Source organism: Planomonospora antibiotica, assembly GCF_014647955.1.
In the GTDB taxonomy this organism is placed as follows: Bacteria; Actinomycetota; Actinomycetes; order Streptosporangiales; family Streptosporangiaceae; genus Planomonospora; species Planomonospora parontospora.
This window is the reverse complement of record NZ_BMQE01000056.1, coordinates 1-17542: the sequence shown is the minus strand read 5'-3', so window position 1 is coordinate 17542 and position 17542 is coordinate 1. Positions and strand designations below refer to the sequence as shown.

General features: G+C 67.4%; 20 protein-coding genes. 8 read left to right on the top strand and 12 right to left on the bottom strand.

What is annotated here, in order from left to right; all coding sequences use genetic code 11:
• Positions 1–186: 186 nt before the first annotated feature.
• The 3 genes from IEZ06_RS31300 to IEZ06_RS31290 all read right to left on the bottom strand — a co-directional run bounded on the left by IEZ06_RS31300 (position 187) and on the right by IEZ06_RS31290 (position 3347).
• On the bottom strand, positions 187–1656 hold the full coding sequence (locus tag IEZ06_RS31300) for an AAA family ATPase (protein WP_189240285.1): 1470 nt from the start codon (positions 1654–1656) through the stop codon (positions 187–189).
• Between the two features lie 96 nt (positions 1657–1752).
• The gene (locus IEZ06_RS36840) at positions 1753–2853 is read right to left on the bottom strand and encodes a type II toxin-antitoxin system PemK/MazF family toxin (RefSeq protein ID WP_203872279.1); all 1101 of its coding nucleotides are present in this window, start codon (positions 2851–2853) and stop codon (positions 1753–1755) included.
• 92 nt (positions 2854–2945) lie between these two features.
• A complete protein-coding gene (locus tag IEZ06_RS31290; protein WP_189240284.1) occupies positions 2946–3347 on the bottom strand; it encodes a hypothetical protein in 402 nt (133 codons plus the stop codon).
• On the opposite strand from IEZ06_RS31290, the gene IEZ06_RS31285 reads away from it, so the two are divergent.
• The gene (locus IEZ06_RS31285) at positions 3334–4155 is read left to right on the top strand and encodes a hypothetical protein (protein ID WP_189240283.1); all 822 of its coding nucleotides are present in this window, start codon (positions 3334–3336) and stop codon (positions 4153–4155) included. The genes IEZ06_RS31290 and IEZ06_RS31285 overlap by 14 nt on opposite strands.
• Before the next feature lie 109 nt (positions 4156–4264).
• On the top strand, positions 4265–4492 hold the full coding sequence (locus tag IEZ06_RS31280) for a hypothetical protein (protein ID WP_189240282.1): 228 nt from the start codon (positions 4265–4267) through the stop codon (positions 4490–4492).
• A gap of 147 nt (positions 4493–4639) precedes the next feature.
• Here the strand turns inward: IEZ06_RS31280 and IEZ06_RS31275 are convergent, their stop codons facing one another.
• Entirely contained in the window at positions 4640–5044 is a 405-nt protein-coding gene (locus tag IEZ06_RS31275) for a hypothetical protein (protein ID WP_189240281.1), read from the bottom strand.
• Between IEZ06_RS31275 and IEZ06_RS31270 the strand changes: the two genes are divergently transcribed.
• Positions 5037–5267, top strand: coding sequence for a hypothetical protein (locus tag IEZ06_RS31270; RefSeq protein ID WP_189240280.1), 231 nt, complete (start codon positions 5037–5039; stop codon positions 5265–5267). The genes IEZ06_RS31275 and IEZ06_RS31270 overlap by 8 nt on opposite strands.
• Positions 5268–5345: 78 nt before the next feature.
• On the opposite strand, the gene IEZ06_RS31265 is transcribed toward IEZ06_RS31270, so the two are convergent.
• Positions 5346–5996: a hypothetical protein gene (locus IEZ06_RS31265; protein ID WP_189240279.1), complete on the bottom strand. Its 651-nt coding sequence runs from the start codon at positions 5994–5996 to the stop codon at positions 5346–5348.
• A gap of 164 nt (positions 5997–6160) precedes the next feature.
• Positions 6161–6472 carry a DUF6355 family natural product biosynthesis protein gene (locus IEZ06_RS31260; protein ID WP_153054274.1) on the bottom strand — a complete coding sequence of 104 codons (312 nt, stop codon included), beginning with the start codon at positions 6470–6472 and terminating at the stop codon, positions 6161–6163.
• Positions 6473–6953: 481 nt separating this feature from the next.
• On the opposite strand from IEZ06_RS31260, the gene IEZ06_RS31255 reads away from it, so the two are divergent.
• On the top strand, positions 6954–7328 hold the full coding sequence (locus IEZ06_RS31255) for a hypothetical protein (RefSeq protein WP_203872277.1): 375 nt from the start codon (positions 6954–6956) through the stop codon (positions 7326–7328).
• Between the two features lie 182 nt (positions 7329–7510).
• Positions 7511–8413, top strand: coding sequence for a hypothetical protein (locus IEZ06_RS31250; protein ID WP_189240278.1), 903 nt, complete (start codon positions 7511–7513; stop codon positions 8411–8413).
• Positions 8414–8569: 156 nt separating this feature from the next.
• Here the strand turns inward: IEZ06_RS31250 and IEZ06_RS31245 are convergent, their stop codons facing one another.
• From IEZ06_RS31245 to IEZ06_RS31230, 4 genes are all read right to left on the bottom strand, one after another.
• Positions 8570–8854, bottom strand: a complete 285-nt coding sequence (locus IEZ06_RS31245) for a CPCC family cysteine-rich protein (protein WP_203872276.1) — start codon at positions 8852–8854, stop codon at positions 8570–8572.
• A 54-nt stretch (positions 8855–8908) separates the two neighbouring features.
• Positions 8909–9580 (bottom strand): HAD family hydrolase, encoded by a 672-nt coding sequence (locus IEZ06_RS31240; RefSeq protein WP_189240277.1) that lies wholly within the window; start codon positions 9578–9580, stop codon positions 8909–8911.
• Positions 9581–9609: 29 nt separating this feature from the next.
• Positions 9610–10278: a hypothetical protein gene (locus IEZ06_RS31235; RefSeq protein WP_189240276.1), complete on the bottom strand. Its 669-nt coding sequence runs from the start codon at positions 10276–10278 to the stop codon at positions 9610–9612.
• A gap of 235 nt (positions 10279–10513) precedes the next feature.
• The gene (locus IEZ06_RS31230; RefSeq protein ID WP_189240275.1) at positions 10514–11254 is read right to left on the bottom strand and encodes a leucine-rich repeat domain-containing protein; all 741 of its coding nucleotides are present in this window, start codon (positions 11252–11254) and stop codon (positions 10514–10516) included.
• A 244-nt stretch (positions 11255–11498) separates the two neighbouring features.
• On the opposite strand from IEZ06_RS31230, the gene IEZ06_RS31225 reads away from it, so the two are divergent.
• Positions 11499–11954, top strand: coding sequence for a hypothetical protein (locus tag IEZ06_RS31225; protein WP_189240274.1), 456 nt, complete (start codon positions 11499–11501; stop codon positions 11952–11954).
• A 50-nt stretch (positions 11955–12004) separates the two neighbouring features.
• Here the strand turns inward: IEZ06_RS31225 and IEZ06_RS31220 are convergent, their stop codons facing one another.
• Entirely contained in the window at positions 12005–12514 is a 510-nt protein-coding gene (locus IEZ06_RS31220; protein WP_229798976.1) for an Imm21 family immunity protein, read from the bottom strand.
• A gap of 489 nt (positions 12515–13003) precedes the next feature.
• Between IEZ06_RS31220 and IEZ06_RS31215 the strand changes: the two genes are divergently transcribed.
• Both IEZ06_RS31215 and IEZ06_RS31210 read left to right on the top strand, forming a co-directional pair.
• A complete protein-coding gene (locus IEZ06_RS31215; protein ID WP_189240272.1) occupies positions 13004–13318 on the top strand; it encodes a hypothetical protein in 315 nt (104 codons plus the stop codon).
• A 357-nt stretch (positions 13319–13675) separates the two neighbouring features.
• A complete protein-coding gene (locus IEZ06_RS31210; protein ID WP_189240271.1) occupies positions 13676–16747 on the top strand; it encodes a tetratricopeptide repeat protein in 3072 nt (1023 codons plus the stop codon).
• 321 nt (positions 16748–17068) lie between these two features.
• Here IEZ06_RS31210 and IEZ06_RS31205 read toward each other — a convergent pair whose 3' ends face one another.
• Entirely contained in the window at positions 17069–17431 is a 363-nt protein-coding gene (locus IEZ06_RS31205; RefSeq protein WP_189240270.1) for a DUF4352 domain-containing protein, read from the bottom strand.
• Positions 17432–17542 lie beyond the last annotated feature (111 nt).

Genomic DNA, 17542 nt, shown 5'->3' with positions numbered 1-17542 from the left:
GGGGTGGCCCGTCGCGAGGTGAGCCTGTCGGAGAAGACCGTTACGGCTCGGGTCACGAAGATGTAACCGCACCCCGGAACCGCTGTCAATATAAAACTTTATTTAAGGTTTATTTATGGTTGACAAGATCGACCGGTCGTGATCGGCCTTCTCCGGGAGCGGGCGCCGGACGGAACCGCGGCCGGCTCAGGACCCCTCGTACAGCCGGTCGAGGCCGACGAGCTGCACGTCCTCCCGCGCCCGGGCGACCTCCCGCAACCCGGGCATGAACCCGGCGGCGCTGAAGAGCAGGAGCCGGGTGCCGGGGCCGGCCCGGTCGTCCCGGCGGACCAGCAGCTCACGGAGGTGCTCGAGCCGTTCCAGGTGGCCCTGCCCGACGACGTCGCCGTACTTGGCCTCGCCGATCGCCAGAATGCTCTCCCTGCCGTCATCGGCCCTGCCGAAGACGACGACGTCGAGCTCGTGACCGGTCTTGCCCACCGGGTCGGGCAGAACGCCGGAGACGACGCGGGTGCGCAGGCCGCCGAGGGTCTCCGGGCCGGCGTGCCAGCGCGTCCATGCGCGGGCGAGGTGCTCGAAGTGGGGACCGAGGATCTTGCTCCGGAAGGCCGCCTGAGACCGCTCCCAGACCTGCGCGGCGTAGCCGGGGCGTTCCAGGTCCGTCCACTCCGGCCGCATGATCGCGTGGTAGAAGCCGAGAATGGGCTCGGTGATCCGGTAGGCGGAGCGCTTTCCGTGGAAGGCGTCCGCCTCCCTGGCGATCATCCCGACGTCCTCCAGCACGGTCAGCGCGTGGCCCAGATCGGTGGACTTGCGGCCGAGGTAGCCGGCGATGCCGCCCCGGGTGTGGTTGCCGCCCGCGATCGCCGACAGGACGCCGTGGTACAGGGCCGTGTCCCGCAACTCGGGCTCCTCGGCGAGGAGGAACCGCGCCTCCCGGAACAGCGGACGACCGGGATTCAGCACGTTCCGAATGACCCATGGGCCGAAGTCGTCGATGCCGTCGGGGGAATCACCGAGCGTGAACTCGCGCCGGTAGGCAGGGGTTCCGCCGACGACGGCGTTGACGAGGAGCGCCAGCGCGGGGTCGGTGATGTCCCAGAAGTCCCGGGCCTGCCGGTAGTCCAGCGTGGGGACGACCAGTTCCAGGCTCGCCCGGCCCCGCAGCGGCGCGGTCCCCGCCAGCAGCGCCCCCATGAAGGACAGCGCCGAACCGCACAGCAGCAGCCGTACGGCGCCGCTCCTGCGCTGCCCCTGGGGCCCGAGGGCCCGCTGGATCAGCGAGGGCAGCTGCGGGGAGGCCTTCACCAGGTAGGGGAACTCGTCGATGACCACGGGGACCGGCCCGGAGCCGGCGATCGCCATGAGGGTCTCGACGGCCTCGTCCCAGTGCGCGAACCTGCGGGGAGCCGGTTCGCCGAGATGGCGGGCGAGCGCCGTGCCGAACTGGTGCAGGGACTCGGCCTCGGTCGCCTCGGTCGCGGCGAAGTAGAACCCTCCCGCCGCCCGGCAGACCGCGTCCAGCAGGAACGTCTTGCCCTGCCGACGCCGCCCGGACACCACGCCGAGCGTCGCCTCCGGTCCCGGGTGCCGCACGAACCGCGTCAGCTCAGCCCACTCGTAGTCCCGGTCGAACATCTCTGCGGGCTTGTCCACGATCGGCCTCCTCAATGATAAGGAAGCTTATTATAGGCACTCTACTTATAGCCGCTCATCTGGATCACCGCAGGTCGGCGATCCATGCGCCGCCGTTCACCGCCTTCCCGGAGTCTTCCTCCTCGATCCCGGACGCGCAGGCCGGGTGTCCGTCCGGCCGCCGGATCGCAGGCCCCGCCTGCCGAGCTCCCGCCAGACGTCGGGCCTGCACAATCCCTGCACGTCGTGGAAGTTCGCGTACGCCAGCGGGGTCACCCTCAGCTCCAGCCAGCTCTCCTTGTTCAGCACCCGGTGCCACCTGGCCAGGGGAAGGTGGAGGTGGCTCGGCATCCCGGTCTTGTCCTGGCTGGTGATCTTCAGGACGTCGGCGTGTCCGGCGGAGGCCCGCAGCACCAGGACGGGCCGGTCCTTCGACTCGTTCCCGTCCTCCCGGAAGGGCACGTTCGCGTACCAGACCTCCCCCGGCCGGGGCGGCCAGAGGCCGCCGGAGCGGTCGGCGGCCCGGCTCAACGTCCCGGTGCGCAGCTGCCGGACGAGCCGCCGGACGGCCGATCCCAGCAGACCGACGGCGGCCACCTGGAGGACCGCCAGCAGGAAGGCCGCCCACAGCGCCGCGCCCGAACCCGCCGGTTCCCCGGTCAGCACCGCCAGGCCGTCGACCCCGGTTGTCACGCCGACGGCGACGCACGCACCCAGCACCGCCGCCGCCCACGCCAGCTGCGGCAGCGGCGCGAGCCCGTCCGCCATCCGCCACGCCGCCACGCAGGCGAGGGCCGCCGCCAGCGAGGCGCCGGCCCAGGTCCCGGAGACCGACGTGACCGGCAGCCCGCTCCGCTCGGCCGCGAGCACCGCCGTGACGCAGGCGGCCAGCAGCAGTACGGCCCGCAGCACCAGGTACGGCCGGCGGAGCGGCGGCAGGACGGGCCGGAACCACCAGGCGACCGCCAGCGCGGCGAACGGCGACGCGGCGGTCACCAGCCAGACCTCCGGGTGCCGATCCAGCTCCGCGGTGCCCAGGTACATCAGCACCCCGGCCGGATACGCCATCACGTTCGCCCCCGCCCACAGGGTCCACAACCTCAGCAGCCACCCCAGGCAACCGGTCCTGGACCGGCCACCGGTCTCACCCTTGACCAGGGCGAAGAACAGCGCGGGCACGATCGCGCAGGCGATCAGCAGCGGCTCGACCCAGCTCATCCCCGGCGCGGACGCGGCCGGCCGAGCCGATATCACGAGACCGAGCGGGCCTGTGCCCTGCGGCCACATCGATGGAACGAGGAGTGCCGCCGTCATATGTCGCATCCGTCCTTGATCACCCTCTTGGTCCGGACAGACTCGCACGGATCACCTGCGCCGTACAGGTGTTCGGCACGCTTCGGCGTGAGCGGATCGCGGACGCGTTCTTCACCCTGACGAGACGCGCAGACGGCCCGGATGTCAAAGCGTCCGATCGGCTGACCGGTTCGATGAGCGGTGCCGCTTCCGACCCGTGACGGCTTTCGTTTTCTGATCCGTTTTCTGATCTGTTCGCCCTCCATCGAACCGACCGGGCCGCCTCCCCTGAGCCGGTGATCGAAAAGAGACCTCGAGGCGGGAAGATCAACGGTGTTTTCCAGACGGAAAAGAATCGAGAGGACCACTCGGATGAGGCCATGGACCGCCGCACTGACCGTCGTGATGGCCACGTCCATCGCGGTCACCGGACTCGGCGCCGCCGCCGACGCCCAAACGGCCCCGATCAGCCCGGTCGACGCACTCGAGCGCCGACTCGCCGAGAACCGGGGCGTGGCCATGTCGGAGGCCACCACCTCGTGGAGACTGGAGGAGAAGAACGCGGAGAAGCCCATTTCCCGGAGGAAGATCCGCGTCGAGTTCGGCAGGGGCACGGTGACCGCCACCGATAGCAGGGACGTCGCCGGATCAGACGACCCCCAGCCTCCCGCACGGTTCCTCAAGTTCAAGGGCCGGACGTACTGCCAGGGCTGGATCTGTCCCACTCCTGAGGGGAAGACCTGGGTCCTGTTCTACGAGGACGAGAAGACCCGCCTCTTCCTGGAGTCCGGTGGGATCGAGCTCGGTGATCCGGCCGCGTTGCGAGCGGTGCTGGCCACCACCGAGACCAGGCGTCCGGGAGGCGTCTACGACGGCACCCGCACCACGGTCCACCAGGGGACGATCACCTATGCCGAGCTCTACAGGACGTCTCCCGCATTCCGTGACGGCTACGGCGGCAAGCCGCCCGCCGGGAGAGACGCGAAGGTCGAGGTCTCGTGGCGGCTCTGGACCGGCGAGGACCAGCTGGTACGCAGAATCCGGACCTCTCGGACCGAGTGGCTCTTCGGGGACGCCGACATCCGGCTTCACCGTGTCGTCGACACCCGCCTGACCGGCTGGGACGCCGTGACCGACATCCCCGTCCCCTCCGCCGATGAGACGGCGGGGAGAGACGACTGGAAGGACGAGTGGAAGGACTCCCGGGCAAAGCGTCCCGTCTCCTGAGTCTCACGGCCACTCCGTGTCCCGTCCCCGGCCGCGGAGTCATCCGTCCTCCGGACCGTGTTCTCCCGGAGAATTCCATTCCGCATCACCGGCCGCAAGCGGGACGATCATGATCGTGCTCCCTCTTCGGACGGCCCCGGCCGGATTCCTCATCGCGCTGTTCGCGATCCGCGTCAACGGATTCCGTTCCTTCACCGACGTCGCCGGAATGGTCGCGATCATATTATTCGTCGTCCGCCTTTACGTCTCCGCTCGCCTGCCCTATTTCTCTCAGCCGTCCGCCTCCGCCGATGTGCGGGAGTGGGATCCTCCCTTCACCCTTGCACGACGGACGTGACCGCCGGCCCTGCCCGAAATGGGCTGCCTCACCGGCGTCCGGAAATCCGCCATCGTCATTCCGGATTCCGGCAGGTTGCCCGAGCCGCGCCGTTCCCGGATGATCCGTACGTCGAGTGGGATACCCCGAAGGCTGACGATGAAGGCATTACCGGTTCTCCTGAGCATCGCCGCGGTGGGTGCGCTGGCCGCGGTCCTCCTGATATTGCGAAGCCCGGCGGACGGCGGTGCGGGTGAGGAGCGCGTGGCCTCGGATTCCACCGTCAAGGTCTCCGATCCCCCCGCGGCCCGGAAGAGCGTACTGCTGAATGCCGGGGGCGCCGTCATCGAGGAGTTCTCCGGCGACTGCGCGGGCAGCGGGCATCCCTCCCTCTGCCGGCAGGTCAGGTAGCGGCTTCTCGCCGAGGACCCGCGGCTGCTCACCCCCGACGGCCTGACGATCCGGACGACGATCGACCTGCGGCTCCAGCAGGCGGCGCAGCGGGCCATCGACGCCCACGTCCACCGCGAGCCTCGCCGCCCGCGGCCGTTTCTGCGAGCCGACGGTGATCACGGAGATCCGCGACGACTCCGGTGCCCTGCGCTCCTTCCCGCCGCGCTGCCGGCAGGTCCTGGACTCGGCCGTCAGCCTCGGCGGCCGTCGCCACCCCCAGGTGGACGGCACGTCGGTTCCCGGCCTGATCTGGAAGGAGGCGATGCGGGGGACGCACGAGACCGGCTTCGTCCGGCCGGACGCCGTGCGCTTCGGCGCCTGCCGCGACGCCTGCCCGGACTGACCGCCGCGGCCCCGGGCTCGCTCCGCGGATTCGGACCGGCGTCCCTTCGCAGCCGCCCTCTCACGGCCCCGGCGAAACCTACCGCCGAGGCTCGCCGTACCAGCGCCAGGTGGTGAGCCGCGGGTGTCCGGGCAGTTCCGCGCGGCCGGTGGCCCACAGCAGGGTGGGCCAGGGGGCCGTGTCCCGCGGAGCGTCCGGGAAGAGCCGGGCGAGCACCCGCGAGCACAGGCCTGCGGGCGGGTTCCAGGCGAGCCCGAGCCCTTCCGCCAGGTCGTGGGTGTGCACCAGGGTCTCCACGATCCCCATGGCGGCGAAGCCCTCCGGGTCCGACGCCCCGAAGACGTGGTGGGCGCGGACGTGCGGCGGCGTCGTGCGCGCCATGGCGACCAGCAGCGCGCCGCTGGCCTCCAGCACCTGCAGCAACCCGGCCGGTCCCGCCACGCGGTCGGCGTGGACGACGTTGGCAGGCCCCCCGGGCCTGCGCGCCTGCCACACGAACGGCACCTCGCCGTCCATCGGCGGTGTCCTGGGGCCCAGCTGCGCGGCGTACGCGAAGAGGTCGTCGCCGAGGTGCTCGACGGTCTCCCAGCAGTCCCACTCCAGCGTTCCCGCCCTGGCATCCCAGGCCGTGGCGGGTGCCTGGCGGAGAAGGGCCACGGCGAGCCGCACGGCCTGGTCGAGGTCGTCCGCGGTGACCGGCGATCTGAACGGTTCGGCTGTTCTCGGCATGACAGGGACCGTACCGTCCGCGGCGGGGGCCCGGCCGGCCGCAGCCGGGTCTGGGACCGTCCGCCCGCGTATGGGAGGCGGCCGGTGGCCGCGCGGTGCCCGGCATGACGCCGCGTGGCGGCCCCGGGAGACCGGGACCGCCACGCGGCGCGGGGAGGCCGTCGTCACACGGCCCAGGCGTACAGCGTGCGGATGCCGCCGCACCAGGCCTCGATGTCGGTGATGCCGCGGTTGACGGTGTACGGTCCGCAGTCCCACCAGAACGAGTTCTCCACCATGATCTGGACCGTGGAGTTCGGACCGCAGTGGTTGTACTTCGCCCGCCGGTCGGGGGTCTCGGTGAAGTGGATGTAACCGCAGCCGTACGCCGAGGTGTTACCGGTCGCCGTCTGGGCCGACGCCGACGAAGCGCTGCCCAGCAGGGATCCGGCCATCAGCAGCCCGGCCACGCCCGCGGCGATTCTCGTCGCTCTCATGCGCACTCCTGAATCGTGGTGATCTCCGAACGCAGGTAGCCTGTCACCCCTCCCGGCACGCCGACAGCGGCGAGGCTGCCAAAAAAGCAGCGGATCACTGCCAGTCCCGCCCCCGCCGCCGCCCGGGCGCCATTGCCGCCTTCCCGGAGGCGGCTCCGCTTCCGGACGGCGTCCCGTCAGAACATCGAGATCTGACCGGCCATCCGCCCTGACCTGCGGCGAACGCCCGGCAGCACCGGTGAGCAGCACTTCTGCCGCTCATCGGTTCTCGTCGTTTCGCACCGCTTCTCGCACTCGTGTGCCCTGAGTGTGCCCTGCCCTCCTAGATCTGGGTGATCTCCGGCGCCGGGTCCGGTTACCTGATGAAACAGCTCGATCGTGTTGCCGGCCAGGGACTACGCTTGCGGACGTCTTGCGTCGCTCCTCACTGCTCTCCGTACTCCTGCGGAGCAACGATGGAACGAGAATGGGAGGCCGTCTCATGGCGATCCCCAAGAAGGGCGCACGCCCCATCGCGGTCGACGGCGCCGTCTACCGCTGGCGGATCCGCCGCAAACCCACCTACTGCCAGGGGAACAGCTGGACACCCCTGACCTTCGCCGTCGAGACAACTGAGAGACCGGGCCGCGTGCTCCTGGTGACGCTTCCCTGTTCCCGGCCGGACGTCTGGCTCGGAGAACGCACCATGACCGTACGGCCGGCGCTCGTGGCGGCGGTCATCCGGACGGCCCTGGAGCGCGGCTGGGATCCGCGGCAGGCGGGCAGCGCCTTCACCCTCGATCTCGATGAGAACGACCTGGCCGATCTGATGGGTGGGCAGTCACCTTCCTATGAAGTTCCGTTCATGCAGAGATGAGCAGTTCCCGAGAGGGGTGACTGTCCGCTTTTCAGGCGGAGCGATCACCCTCGTCGGATGCCGGACGCCGTGATCAGAGGGTGGTGGATGGTGGCCGAGGTGGGCCCGCGTACGGGGACGTTGCTGTCAGCGCTACTGTCACCGGTATCGATCTTCGTGCGGGAGACGGGATAAAGGACTTCATGACTCAGGCGCCGCGGGCCAAGACGCCACTCCCGGCCGGAGCGCTCCGGTTCGGGGCGGTCCTGGCCGCATCCGGACCGGTCATCCTGAGGAGCACGGGGATCAGTCTGGCGGAGCTGAGCGTGGGAGTCTGCTACAAGATCAACCCCGACCTCCTCCACATGGCCGCCACCACCTGGTGGTGGCTGGTGTTCTGGGCACAGCTCCTGCTCCCGGTGGTCTTGGCCGGTCTCCTGCTGCGCCTTCCTCGTCGGGCCGCGAGCCTGGGGATCACGGCGGTGTGCGCCGTCCTGGCGCTCCGACTGGCCGCCACCGCCTTTCCCCTCGACACCCCCTCGCCTCTCCCCGGCCGCGCCCTTCCCGGTGAAAGCCCCTGGCCCTCGGTCGTCTGCTACTGCTTGGCCGTCGCCGCGCTGCTCCTGGCGGCACGCGCGCCCGCCCCGCCCGTCCACAGAGGTGCCCTGCTCTGGGCGGCGGCGGTCGCGGTGGCCGCCTGGACGGTCGGCCGGCTCACGCTCGCGCAAGCCGACCCGTCCTCCTTCGGCTGGTTCGCCTACATGCCGCCGGAACTGATGTGGAAGCAGCCGGGAGCGTGGTCCTGCAAGGCCGACGTGGACGGCGTGCTGATCGTGCTCGTCGCCCTGGTCGCGGCGGTGGGCACGATCACGGCCGAACTGCTCCGGCGCGGGGTCGCCCTGGGGTTCGCGGCGCTCCTCGTCCTGGGTGCCTTCGAAGGATTCGTGGCGGCCTTCATCCTCTGGCCCGCCGAGTACTTCGACCTCGCGGTCGCGGCCATGTTCATCCGATGGCACTTGCTCGCCGTGGCCGCCCTCACCGTGGCCGCCACGTACCGAGACAGGGACGCCGCCCCCAGGCAGGTCGAAGAGCCCCACCTGCGGTAGCGACAGCACCGACGTCTTCATTACGAGTTAGATCACGACTGTCCATGACCGTCCACGGCTGTCATCCGGGCCTGGTCGGGCAGGCTTCACGGGGTCCCTCGGTCCACGGCTGTCCAGATCCGTCCAGAGCTGTTGTTAGCATCCGCGTTAGCAAGATCAATTGATTGGATGCTCGTGCGGGAGAGGCTCACGCACCTTGCCGATATCCTGCCTGCGACTCGCACCGAACGCGGCGAAGTTGCGCCATCCCCGGGTGAGGCTCGACCCACGGTTGGCACCGCCGCGGACCTCGTCGGCGTCGTGCTCGTCCTGTCCGTCGTCCTCCCAGAAGCACACCGGGCAGATTTCGTGCATGCCCCGTTCTTCCAGCGTGAGGAAGCCGCAGCATGGACACGGGTACGGCTCGTCGCCCTCCGGCCGGACAACGTTTACGAACGTCACCCGCACACGGTAACGCCCATCCGCTGACGCGTAGAGCCGCGCTGAACGGCTCCTTTACAGATCACCTCGCGATGACCGGCGCTCGCCGTGCAAGACCTCCATCGCCTGGAGCACGTCCGTGACGACGTGGTCCGCCCCGTGCTCCTGTTCCAGCCGCGCCTCTCGCTGGACCCAGACCGTGCGGAGGCCGGCGGCCCGTCCCCCGCCGATGTCCTTGACGGGATGGTCTCCGACCATCCATCCTCCACCGGCCAGGCTCATGCCGCACCGCCGGGCGGCGATCTCGAACAGGCCGACATCCGGCTTGCGGATGCCTTCGAGTCCCGAGAGCGCGTAGGCGTCGACGGCCTCGGCCAGTCCCGTCCGTTGGAGCTTGCCGAGCTGGTTGTCCGCCGTCCCGTTGGTGACGATGGCCACCTTCCACCCGGCCGCGCGCAGCCGCGCCAGTCCGTCCATCACCTCCGGTCGGCAGCGCACCAGGTACGGCATGCGCTGGCGGTAGCGGCTCCACAGCTCGTCAGCCGTCTCGGGTAGGGCGAAGCGTTCGCGGACCTTGCCGAAGAACACCTCACGGTGCGGGTACCCCTCCTGATCGAGGGCGATGAGCCGGTCAACCCCCTCGCGCCCGAGGCCGTACCCGTCGGCGAACTCCGCGGCCCATGTCCGGAACGCCTCGCCCAGGTCCACGAGCGTGTTATCCAGGTCGAAGAGCGCAAGTCGTTGCACGGCCATCACCCTACGGGGGCACCGTCTTCTCAGCCGGCGGCGGATGGGTACCGGGCCGCCGCGAGGTCGTCGGCGAGGTCCTTCACGGTGAGGTCGGCGTTCAGCGTGGTGACCACCGTCTGCGTCAGCGGACGGAGCGCGTAGACATGCTGTACCGCCTCCAGGTCCACCGGGACCTCGTAGTAGTCCTCGGCGAACCGCCGGAACGCTTCCGGCGACGGATCGACGAGCCGCGTGAACAGGTGCGGCGCTCCATCGGGGTCGCTTGCGCCGTCCGGGTAGTCGATCTCTCCTACCCGCCAGTGGTCGTCGCCGGTCTCGCGCCACAGGCAGGCGGTCACGACCGGCATGCCGTTCTCGTCGCAGAACGCGGGCTCGGTCACGCAATGGCGGAAGACCTCGGGGACGGAGTCGAGCACCCCCGGCCACGGCCCTCCGTTGCCGTACGGGCTCATCATCGACTCGTGGGCGAAGCCGCGGATGTAGGCGCCCGCCGCCGAGAAGACGATGGAGTACTCGTCTCCGGAGCCGTTGCGCATGGAGGCCATCTCCTCCCCGGGACCCCAGGCTGCGTCGAAGGAGTGGTAGCGGCTCTCCCAGTCCGGGCTGAGGATGGCCTCCAGCACCGCCATGGATCGGCACAGGTCCCGAAGCACCGTGACATCGGGCAGCAGCCGGGCCACGTCGTGAGCGGTCATGCGCCTCATCCAACCGGATGCCGGTGACATCCTCCCGGTGCGTCCTCTTCCTGGACGTAGGGGGACTACCAGCACTTCAGCAAGGGCGGCGGCTGAGACCTGGGACGGCGTCGCGGGGTGGCGCCTGACCTGCGATCCGACCTCTCGCCGGTTCTCAGCGTTTCCGGCTGTCTCACACCCTCGTGTGCCCTCGTTGTGCCCTGCCCGCAGAGATCCAGGTGATCTCCGATCTCACTTACGCGTAGTCGGCGGGTGGCTGGACGATGCCGGGTCCGCCGGTGTGCGGTGTCGGCATGTAGCCCTCTGGGGGAGCCGGAAGGGCTTCAATGCAGGCTGGCGAACAGGCGTTGACCAGGAGCGGCAGCACGTCGGTGCCGACCCGCAAGGAGACCCAGACCTGGTGGAGCCCGGCCGCTGCGATTGCCCGGTCACAAACACTGCACGTCCGGATCGCATCGGTACCCCACACCCTGGGGTCAAGATCGCTGATATCGAGGTCGCGGGTCGATGCCCTGCCCGGCTGGAGCGGAGGGAACGGCGGCCGAATCTTGACGTTGCCGTACAGCGAGCGGGTGCTCACTGTGCTGCCCTTCAGCTGCTGGCACCGGGTCAGCTCGTAGGGGAACCAGTGCAGGCGGTGCGAGGTGTAGGGGGTGAACTGCCTCAGGCCGGTCATCGCGCCGATCTCGGGCGGGATCCGCACCAGGTTGCTGCCGTAGAGCACCAGGTGCTTGACCTCGGTGAGCTTGGCGATGGTCGGCGGCAGGGTGATGATCTGACGCCGTTGGTCTGGGCTGAGCCCGGCCAGGGGCCGGAACTCCTCCCGGCCATCGGTCGCCGCTTCCTCCACGAGATCGAGCAGGCGGTGCCAGGCGGCGGACATCGTGTCCTGACGTTCGACGTGGAAGCGCACCACGCGCGGCCGTCGACGGATCCTGTACTGGTCGAAACACCGGCAGTTCTCCTTGCCGGCCACCCGTCCGCCTCCACCGACGGCACCGGCCGCTCGGCTCGCGGTCGAGGGCGGAGTGGAATCATCCTGCATGGACGCACGCTAGCGCGATCCCTCTTGCTTCGATCAACCGTCGCGGCGAGCCGTACCGGATGTGATGGAGCGGGATGTCCCCCGGGTTGCGCGGAGTTGTCCAGGCACAGACTGACACGCCTCGATCCTGCGGCAAGAAGAAGCATTGTCGTGCCCGGTGGGTACTCTCCCGCGCATGGCAGTACCCGAGACCATCCCCATCGCATACGAGCCCGACTATCACACCGACACGATCGGCCACTGGGACGGCGGGCAGTTCCTCGGCTCCGTCGTAGCCGCCTTCCCTGAGGGCTACACCCACACTGACGACTGGCCGACGCACAAACGCTGGTTTGCCGTTCTGCACACCTTCGACGCCGCCGGCCACCACATCGGCTCCCGCATCGAACGCACCGGAACCGAAGCCGACCATCGGGCGTCCGTCGACACCGCCCAAGAACTGGTGAAGCGGTGGCTCGATGCGCTCCCCGGCCGCCGCTTCGAGGACATCGCCATCCGGCCCTTCCGGTACGAGTTCGACGGCGTGCTGTTCGGCCTCGTCATCGAGACCTTCGAAGGTGATCAGCATGCCGAGCTCTACCCGGAGGGCATCGGCTTCTATGAGCCCTGGGACGGGTCCTACGACACCTGACCGCTTGATCCGTATGGGAGGAGGTACCGGCGTGCGGCGTGCCGAGGGGTTCAGGGTGTCGGCTGGAGGTGGATAAGGATCATCCAGTTGTCCTCGTCTTGCCTGTAGGTGGCGCGGACCCTGTACCGGCCGGGTTCGAGATCGATGGTGAGCCGGTCGGCAGGCTCCAGTTCGGCGCCGGGAATCGTGGAGTCGAAGAGGACGACCGCCTCCTGTACCTGCCAGATCAGGTCTTCGTCATCGTCCCAGTCCGGTTGCCCGGTGAGTGCTCTCTTGGCCGCCGCAACCAACTCGGTTTCGGAGTATGCGGCGGCCCAGCGCACGAAAAGGCGTTCAGTTCTCAGGTAGGTCGTCATGGCCGGTTCGTCACCGAGGACGAGGGCCTGTTGCGCGCCGACGGCGACGAGGCCGATGTAGCCCTCAACCGCACAGGCCCGACCGTAGTCCTCCCAGGTCTCCACGGGGCCGTCGTTGTCATCCACACCCGCCCAGCTGTTCAGCTCGGACTCAGGGACGACGATTAGCGGCCCTCCTCCGCTTTGGACCCAGGTGTGAAGCATTGATGATCCCGCTTTCATCGGTGTATCCACGGAGAAGGCAGTGGTCCTGGCATGGCCACTCGGCCATGATCACATGCTGCCTCTCAGCCCGAGGCAATCCCTGAGGGAATCGAATCTCTTTGATCTGGCCGGCCATCCACCCCGACCTGCGGCGGCTATCCGGCAACGCCGGTGAACAGAGCTTTCACCGCTCACCGGTTCTCGTCATTTCGCGTCGCTTCTCGCACCCGTGTGCCCTGGATACACCCCTGCCCTTGCAGATCGGGGCGACCTCCGATGCCAGCTCCAACTATCCGAGAGAGTAAGCCGATCATGTAACCGGGCTCCACCCTGGTTGCTTACGGCTCCCGGCGCTCCCACGGGGCAGTGGACGTGCCCCAGCTCGCGTACTCATCGCCGCGGTCCTCGTCCCACTCCCGCCGGAAGTACCGCACTCCGCTCACGTCCTCTCCGGTCCGGCGCCACCGTGCCGGCGACGAGGAGGTAGGCATGGACGCGGAAGCATGGCTCCGCCTCCGGTCACGGCTCATGCTCGGGCAGAGCTTACAAGGAACCGTCCTGCCTGCTCCGTGGCCTGCCGGAGTAACCGGGATTCTCGTCGACCTCCGCCTATCAGTGGCCGGCTTCGTAGACATCCTCCTCCTGCCCCATGACGCCGACCGCTGGCCCGCCGTGGGAACGGTGACGGGCTTCGAGATCTGGTGGATGGATGAACCGCCCCAGATCCGCCTCAAGCCCGCCGACCCTGCCTACCTTCGCGACGACTACACCGAATGGGCCATCAGGTTCCGCGGTTACGCATGACATCCGCTTTAGGAGAGCGGCGGTCGTACGGCTGGTGCATGCAGTGTGAGCTGCACGAACGCCCCCGCACAGCCCGCACCTCTTGCAAGATCATCCCGTGCATGTCCCGCACCTGCCGAGGTCGGCCACCACGCCATCCAGTGGCAAGGCCCGACGAAGGAGGGCCGCGGCAGCCGATCGCCCCGCCACGTACGGCGGATCCTGAAATCGGCGATCGTCGCGGCCTGAAGGGATTCGGTTGCGGTTCCGCAACGGTGATCACGTAGGGCCCCGCCAAGTTCTACATAGGAAGGTATGGGCGGTTGGCGACGGGTAGGCGTGGCGTTCGTGGTCGGTGCTGCTGGGGCAGCGGCGGCGGTGGCTGCTATCACGGACGGTAAACCATGGGTGACGGTGGCGGGGGCAGTGATGGGCGGCATCGGAACGGCCTTCGCTCCGACTCTGCTCGACCGGTTAAAAGAGCAAGACAACGCGAGGGAAGACCTTGGCGATGTGGTCGAGCCGTTGCCGGATGTGTCCGGTCCGGCGCTGTTGCTGCACGCGTCGCGGAGCGTGGTGCCATTCGAGGGCCGAGAACGGGAGCTTGAGGACCTGTTGGCCTGGTGTGGTGATCCACAATCCGGACGACTGCGGTTGCTTACGGGACCAGGCGGCGTCGGCAAGTCCCGCCTGGCTGTGGAGCTAGCTAAGCGGCTGGGACCGGAATGGGGGGTTTTGGAGGTCCGCGATGATGCCGAGACCGAGGCATTGTCTAGATGGCGGGCAGTGGACCGGTGGCAGGTGTTGATCGTGGTCGATTATGCCGAGACACGGACCGGTCTGTCGGCACTGCTGCACGAGGTGGCCGCTGATGAAGGGCGGCGGGTTCGGGTGCTGCTGCTGGCACGTAGCGTCGGGGAGTGGTGGCGGCAGTTGGGAGCTGAATCAGCACGTGTGCGGCAAATGGTGGCAGCGGCCGGGGCCGAGGGCATCGTGCTGACTGAGCGGGTGGCTGCGGATAAGTCGGATCATGATCTGGTGGCGGAGGCGGTGCCGTACTTCGCTGCCGCGTTGAATGTGGAGGCGCCGCAGCGGTTCGAGGTGGAGTTGGGCGAGGGGCCTCACCGGATCTTGGATTTGCATGCGACGGCGCTGGTGGTGGTGCTGCGATCGATGCGCTCCGATGCCGACGCGGTCACGGTCGAGGTAGAAGATGTGCTGGAAGAGTTGCTCGGTCATGAGCGACGCTACTGGGTGCAGACCGCACGGATGCAAGGCTTTCATCAGGGCGTTCACGGGTTAAGCACACTAATGCTGGAGCAGACGGTGGCGGTCGGCACACTGCTGGGAGCGCGGGACCGCGGGCAGGCTGCCGAGGTAGTAGGACGGGTGCCTGGCGGGACGGCCTCGGTGGTGGTGGCCGACTGGTTGCGGGAGCTGTATCCACCGGACGATGACCGCGAGTGGCTGGGACGACTGCGACCGGATCGGCTGGCTGAGTTGCACGTCACTCAGAAGCTCAGTGACTCTGGCGAGTTACTGACGGCGTGTCTGGAGAATCTGGATGAGCGCCAAGGACGGCATGCACTGGTGACGTTGGCGCGGGCGGCGCAGGAGTTGGAAGCGGCTGGGAAAATCTTGCAACGATTGCTCCCGCTAGTCGCAGATGATGTGGGCTCGATTCCGGCGCCAAGGGAAACATTAGTGGCGTTGTACGAGGTGTTGCCGTATCCCTCGTTGGTGTTAGCCGAAGCTCATGCTCTGCTAGCACAGCGCATCTTGGATAGCACTCCGGCGGATGCAGAGGCTGGGGAGCGGGCACGGTGGCTGTCCAGCGTCGGCGCTCACCTAGCAGCGCTAGGTAGCCCTGCCGAGGCCCTGCCCGCCGAGCAAGAGGCCGTAACCATTTACCGGCAGTTGGCCGAGGTCTATCCCGATCGCTATCTCCCCGAACTCGCCCGATCTCTGGCGAATCTCAGTGTTCGTTTCTCAGAGCTGGGCCGCCCTGCCGAGGCCCTGCCTCCCACTGAAGAGGCCGTAACCATCCGCAGGCAGTTGGTCGAGGTCTATCCCGATCGCTACCGTCCAGACCTCGCTCACTCCCTGACCGGCCTTGGTGTTCGTTTCTCAGAGCTGGGCCGTCCCGCCGAGGCGCTGCCTCTCACTGAAGAGGCCGTAGCTATTTACCGGCAGTTGGTCGACGCCTATCCCGATCGCTACCGATCCGACCTCGCCCGATCCTTGACCGGCCTCGTCGTAAATCTCGCGGAATTTGGTCGACTGACTGAGGCGCTGCCAGTTGCTGAAGAGGCTGTAGCTATTTACCGGCAGTTGGTCGACGCCTATCCCGATCGCTACCGATCCGAACTTACCCATTCATTGACCAACCTAGGTAATTGCTTTTCAGAGCTGGGCCGCCCCGCCGAGGCGCTGCCGGTTGCTGAAGAGGCCGTAACTATTCGTCGCCAGTTGGCGGAGGTCTATCCCGATCGCTACCGCCCCGACCTTGCTCTATCCTTGACCAACCTAGGTAATTGCTTTTCAGAGCTGGGTCGACTGACCGAGGCACTATCGGTTGCTGAAGAGGCCGTAACTATTCGTCGCCAGTTGGCGGAGGTCTATCCCGATCGCTACCGCCCCGACCTTGCTCTATCCTTGACCAACCTAGGTGTTCATTTATCGAAACTGGGCCGCCCCGCTGAGGCACTTCCTCTCACTGAAGAGGCCGTAGCTATTTACCGCCAGTTGGCAGAGGTCTATCCCGATCGCTACCGAGCCGACCTCGCTAAATCTCTGGTCAACCTCGCTGTCCGTTTTTCGGAGCTGGGCCGCCCCGCCGAGGCCTTGTCCGCTGCTGAAGAAGGAACCATCATCCATCGCCAGTTGGCAGAGGTCTATCCCGATCGCTACCGAGCCGACCTCGCTAAATCTCTGGTCAACCTCGGTATCCGTTTTTCGGAGCTGGGCCGCCCTGCTGAGGCCTTGCCCGCCGAGCAAGAGGCTGTCGCTATTTACCGGCAGTTGGCCGAGGTCTACCCCGATCGCTATCTCCCCGAACTCGCCCGATCCCTGGCGAATTCCGGCATAGACTTCATGGAGCTGGGTCGCCTCGCTGACGCCCTGCTCTTCACAGAAGAGGCTATAACCATTCGTCGGCAGTTGGCCGAGATCTATCCCGATCCCTACCGAGCCGACCTCGCCAGATCCTTAGCAAACCTCGGTACGATCTTCGTAGGACTGGGTCGCCTAGTAGAAGCTCTATCCGCTGATCAAGAGACTGTCGCTATTTACCGACAGTTGGCCGAGATCTATCCCGATCGCTACCGAGCCGATCTCGTCGACTCCCTATCCAATCTCGGTTTGACCTTCTCGGAGCTGATTCGCTCCGCTGAATCGGAAAAAGCTCGGCAGGAAGCTGAACGTATCCAAGACGGCTACAGAAATACATAAGCTGCCGGGCAGGGAATTATCACAGCTTATCGTGCCGCTATAGCGGCTTGAGCGCGTGGGCGGTGCTGGCCGCGACCGGCCGGAGAGCCGCAGCGCGGCCGGCGACCGCCTAACGCGCGGCGGGCCGCGGAGCGGACCGCCTTGAAGACGTAGAGAAAGTTCTCATTCACCCAGGTGCTTGCATCGCTGAACCGGGCAAACTTGGCTATCCTTCGCGGATGTGTATCGGGTGGTGCATGACGCCCGGCGAGATGGTTTCGGTACCTCTTCGGACTGACGCCGTGTGGATAGCGGTAGCACTCGACGCCGTGAGCACGAACCCTAGAACAGAGCCCACTCGCCCTTCTGTAGACCGATCGCGGGCCCGTACTGCAGCTTGGCGAGCTTCACCGAAGTCGGCACCTCGAACACGATCACCCCTTTGCGCTCGTCCCCTCGGGCGATCGTGACCGCTCCACCGAATGAGGCCCCCTCAGTGACATCGGAATATGTCGACCGATACTGCTGTCCCTCGGCGTCGATGAGGGTCCCTGCGTAGGTAGGGGAATCGCTGTAGACGGCCTGACCGACGTTCTTCAACGTGATCTCGATCGCGGCGAAGCGGTGGCCGACCTTCGGCTTGGTGTACTGGTTGGCCGGGGTCGCGTTGTCGATGACCCGGGTGACCGTGACGGCGACATGCACCCCGTTCTGGAGCCCTTCGACGGTGATCGTCTCACCAATCCTCGCTACCTGTCCTGGGTTCCGCAGCTAATCAGGGTTCTGGGCCACGGGTGAGGGTGTAGGTGCTGGTCA

Bases quoted from the DNA above. Each gene is read 5' to 3' on its own strand.
- IEZ06_RS31235 (WP_189240276.1), bottom strand. From the start codon at position 10,278: ATGACCGCTCACGACGTGGCCCGGCTGCTGCCCGATGTCACGGTGCTT.
- IEZ06_RS31280 (WP_189240282.1), top strand. From the start codon at position 4,265: ATGATCGTGCTCCCTCTTCGGACGGCCCCGGCCGGATTCCTCATCGCG.
- IEZ06_RS31265 (WP_189240279.1), bottom strand. From the start codon at position 5,996: ATGCCGAGAACAGCCGAACCGTTCAGATCGCCGGTCACCGCGGACGAC.
- IEZ06_RS31250 (WP_189240278.1), top strand. From the start codon at position 7,511: ATGACTCAGGCGCCGCGGGCCAAGACGCCACTCCCGGCCGGAGCGCTC.
- IEZ06_RS36840 (WP_203872279.1), bottom strand. From the start codon at position 2,853: ATGAGCTGGGTCGAGCCGCTGCTGATCGCCTGCGCGATCGTGCCCGCG.
- IEZ06_RS31225 (WP_189240274.1), top strand. From the start codon at position 11,499: ATGGCAGTACCCGAGACCATCCCCATCGCATACGAGCCCGACTATCAC.
- IEZ06_RS31215 (WP_189240272.1), top strand. From the start codon at position 13,004: ATGGACGCGGAAGCATGGCTCCGCCTCCGGTCACGGCTCATGCTCGGG.
- IEZ06_RS31220 (WP_229798976.1), bottom strand. From the start codon at position 12,514: ATGCTTCACACCTGGGTCCAAAGCGGAGGAGGGCCGCTAATCGTCGTC.
- IEZ06_RS31255 (WP_203872277.1), top strand. From the start codon at position 6,954: ATGGCGATCCCCAAGAAGGGCGCACGCCCCATCGCGGTCGACGGCGCC.
- IEZ06_RS31290 (WP_189240284.1), bottom strand. From the start codon at position 3,347: ATGGACGTGGCCATCACGACGGTCAGTGCGGCGGTCCATGGCCTCATC.
- IEZ06_RS31285 (WP_189240283.1), top strand. From the start codon at position 3,334: ATGGCCACGTCCATCGCGGTCACCGGACTCGGCGCCGCCGCCGACGCC.
- IEZ06_RS31260 (WP_153054274.1), bottom strand. From the start codon at position 6,472: ATGAGAGCGACGAGAATCGCCGCGGGCGTGGCCGGGCTGCTGATGGCC.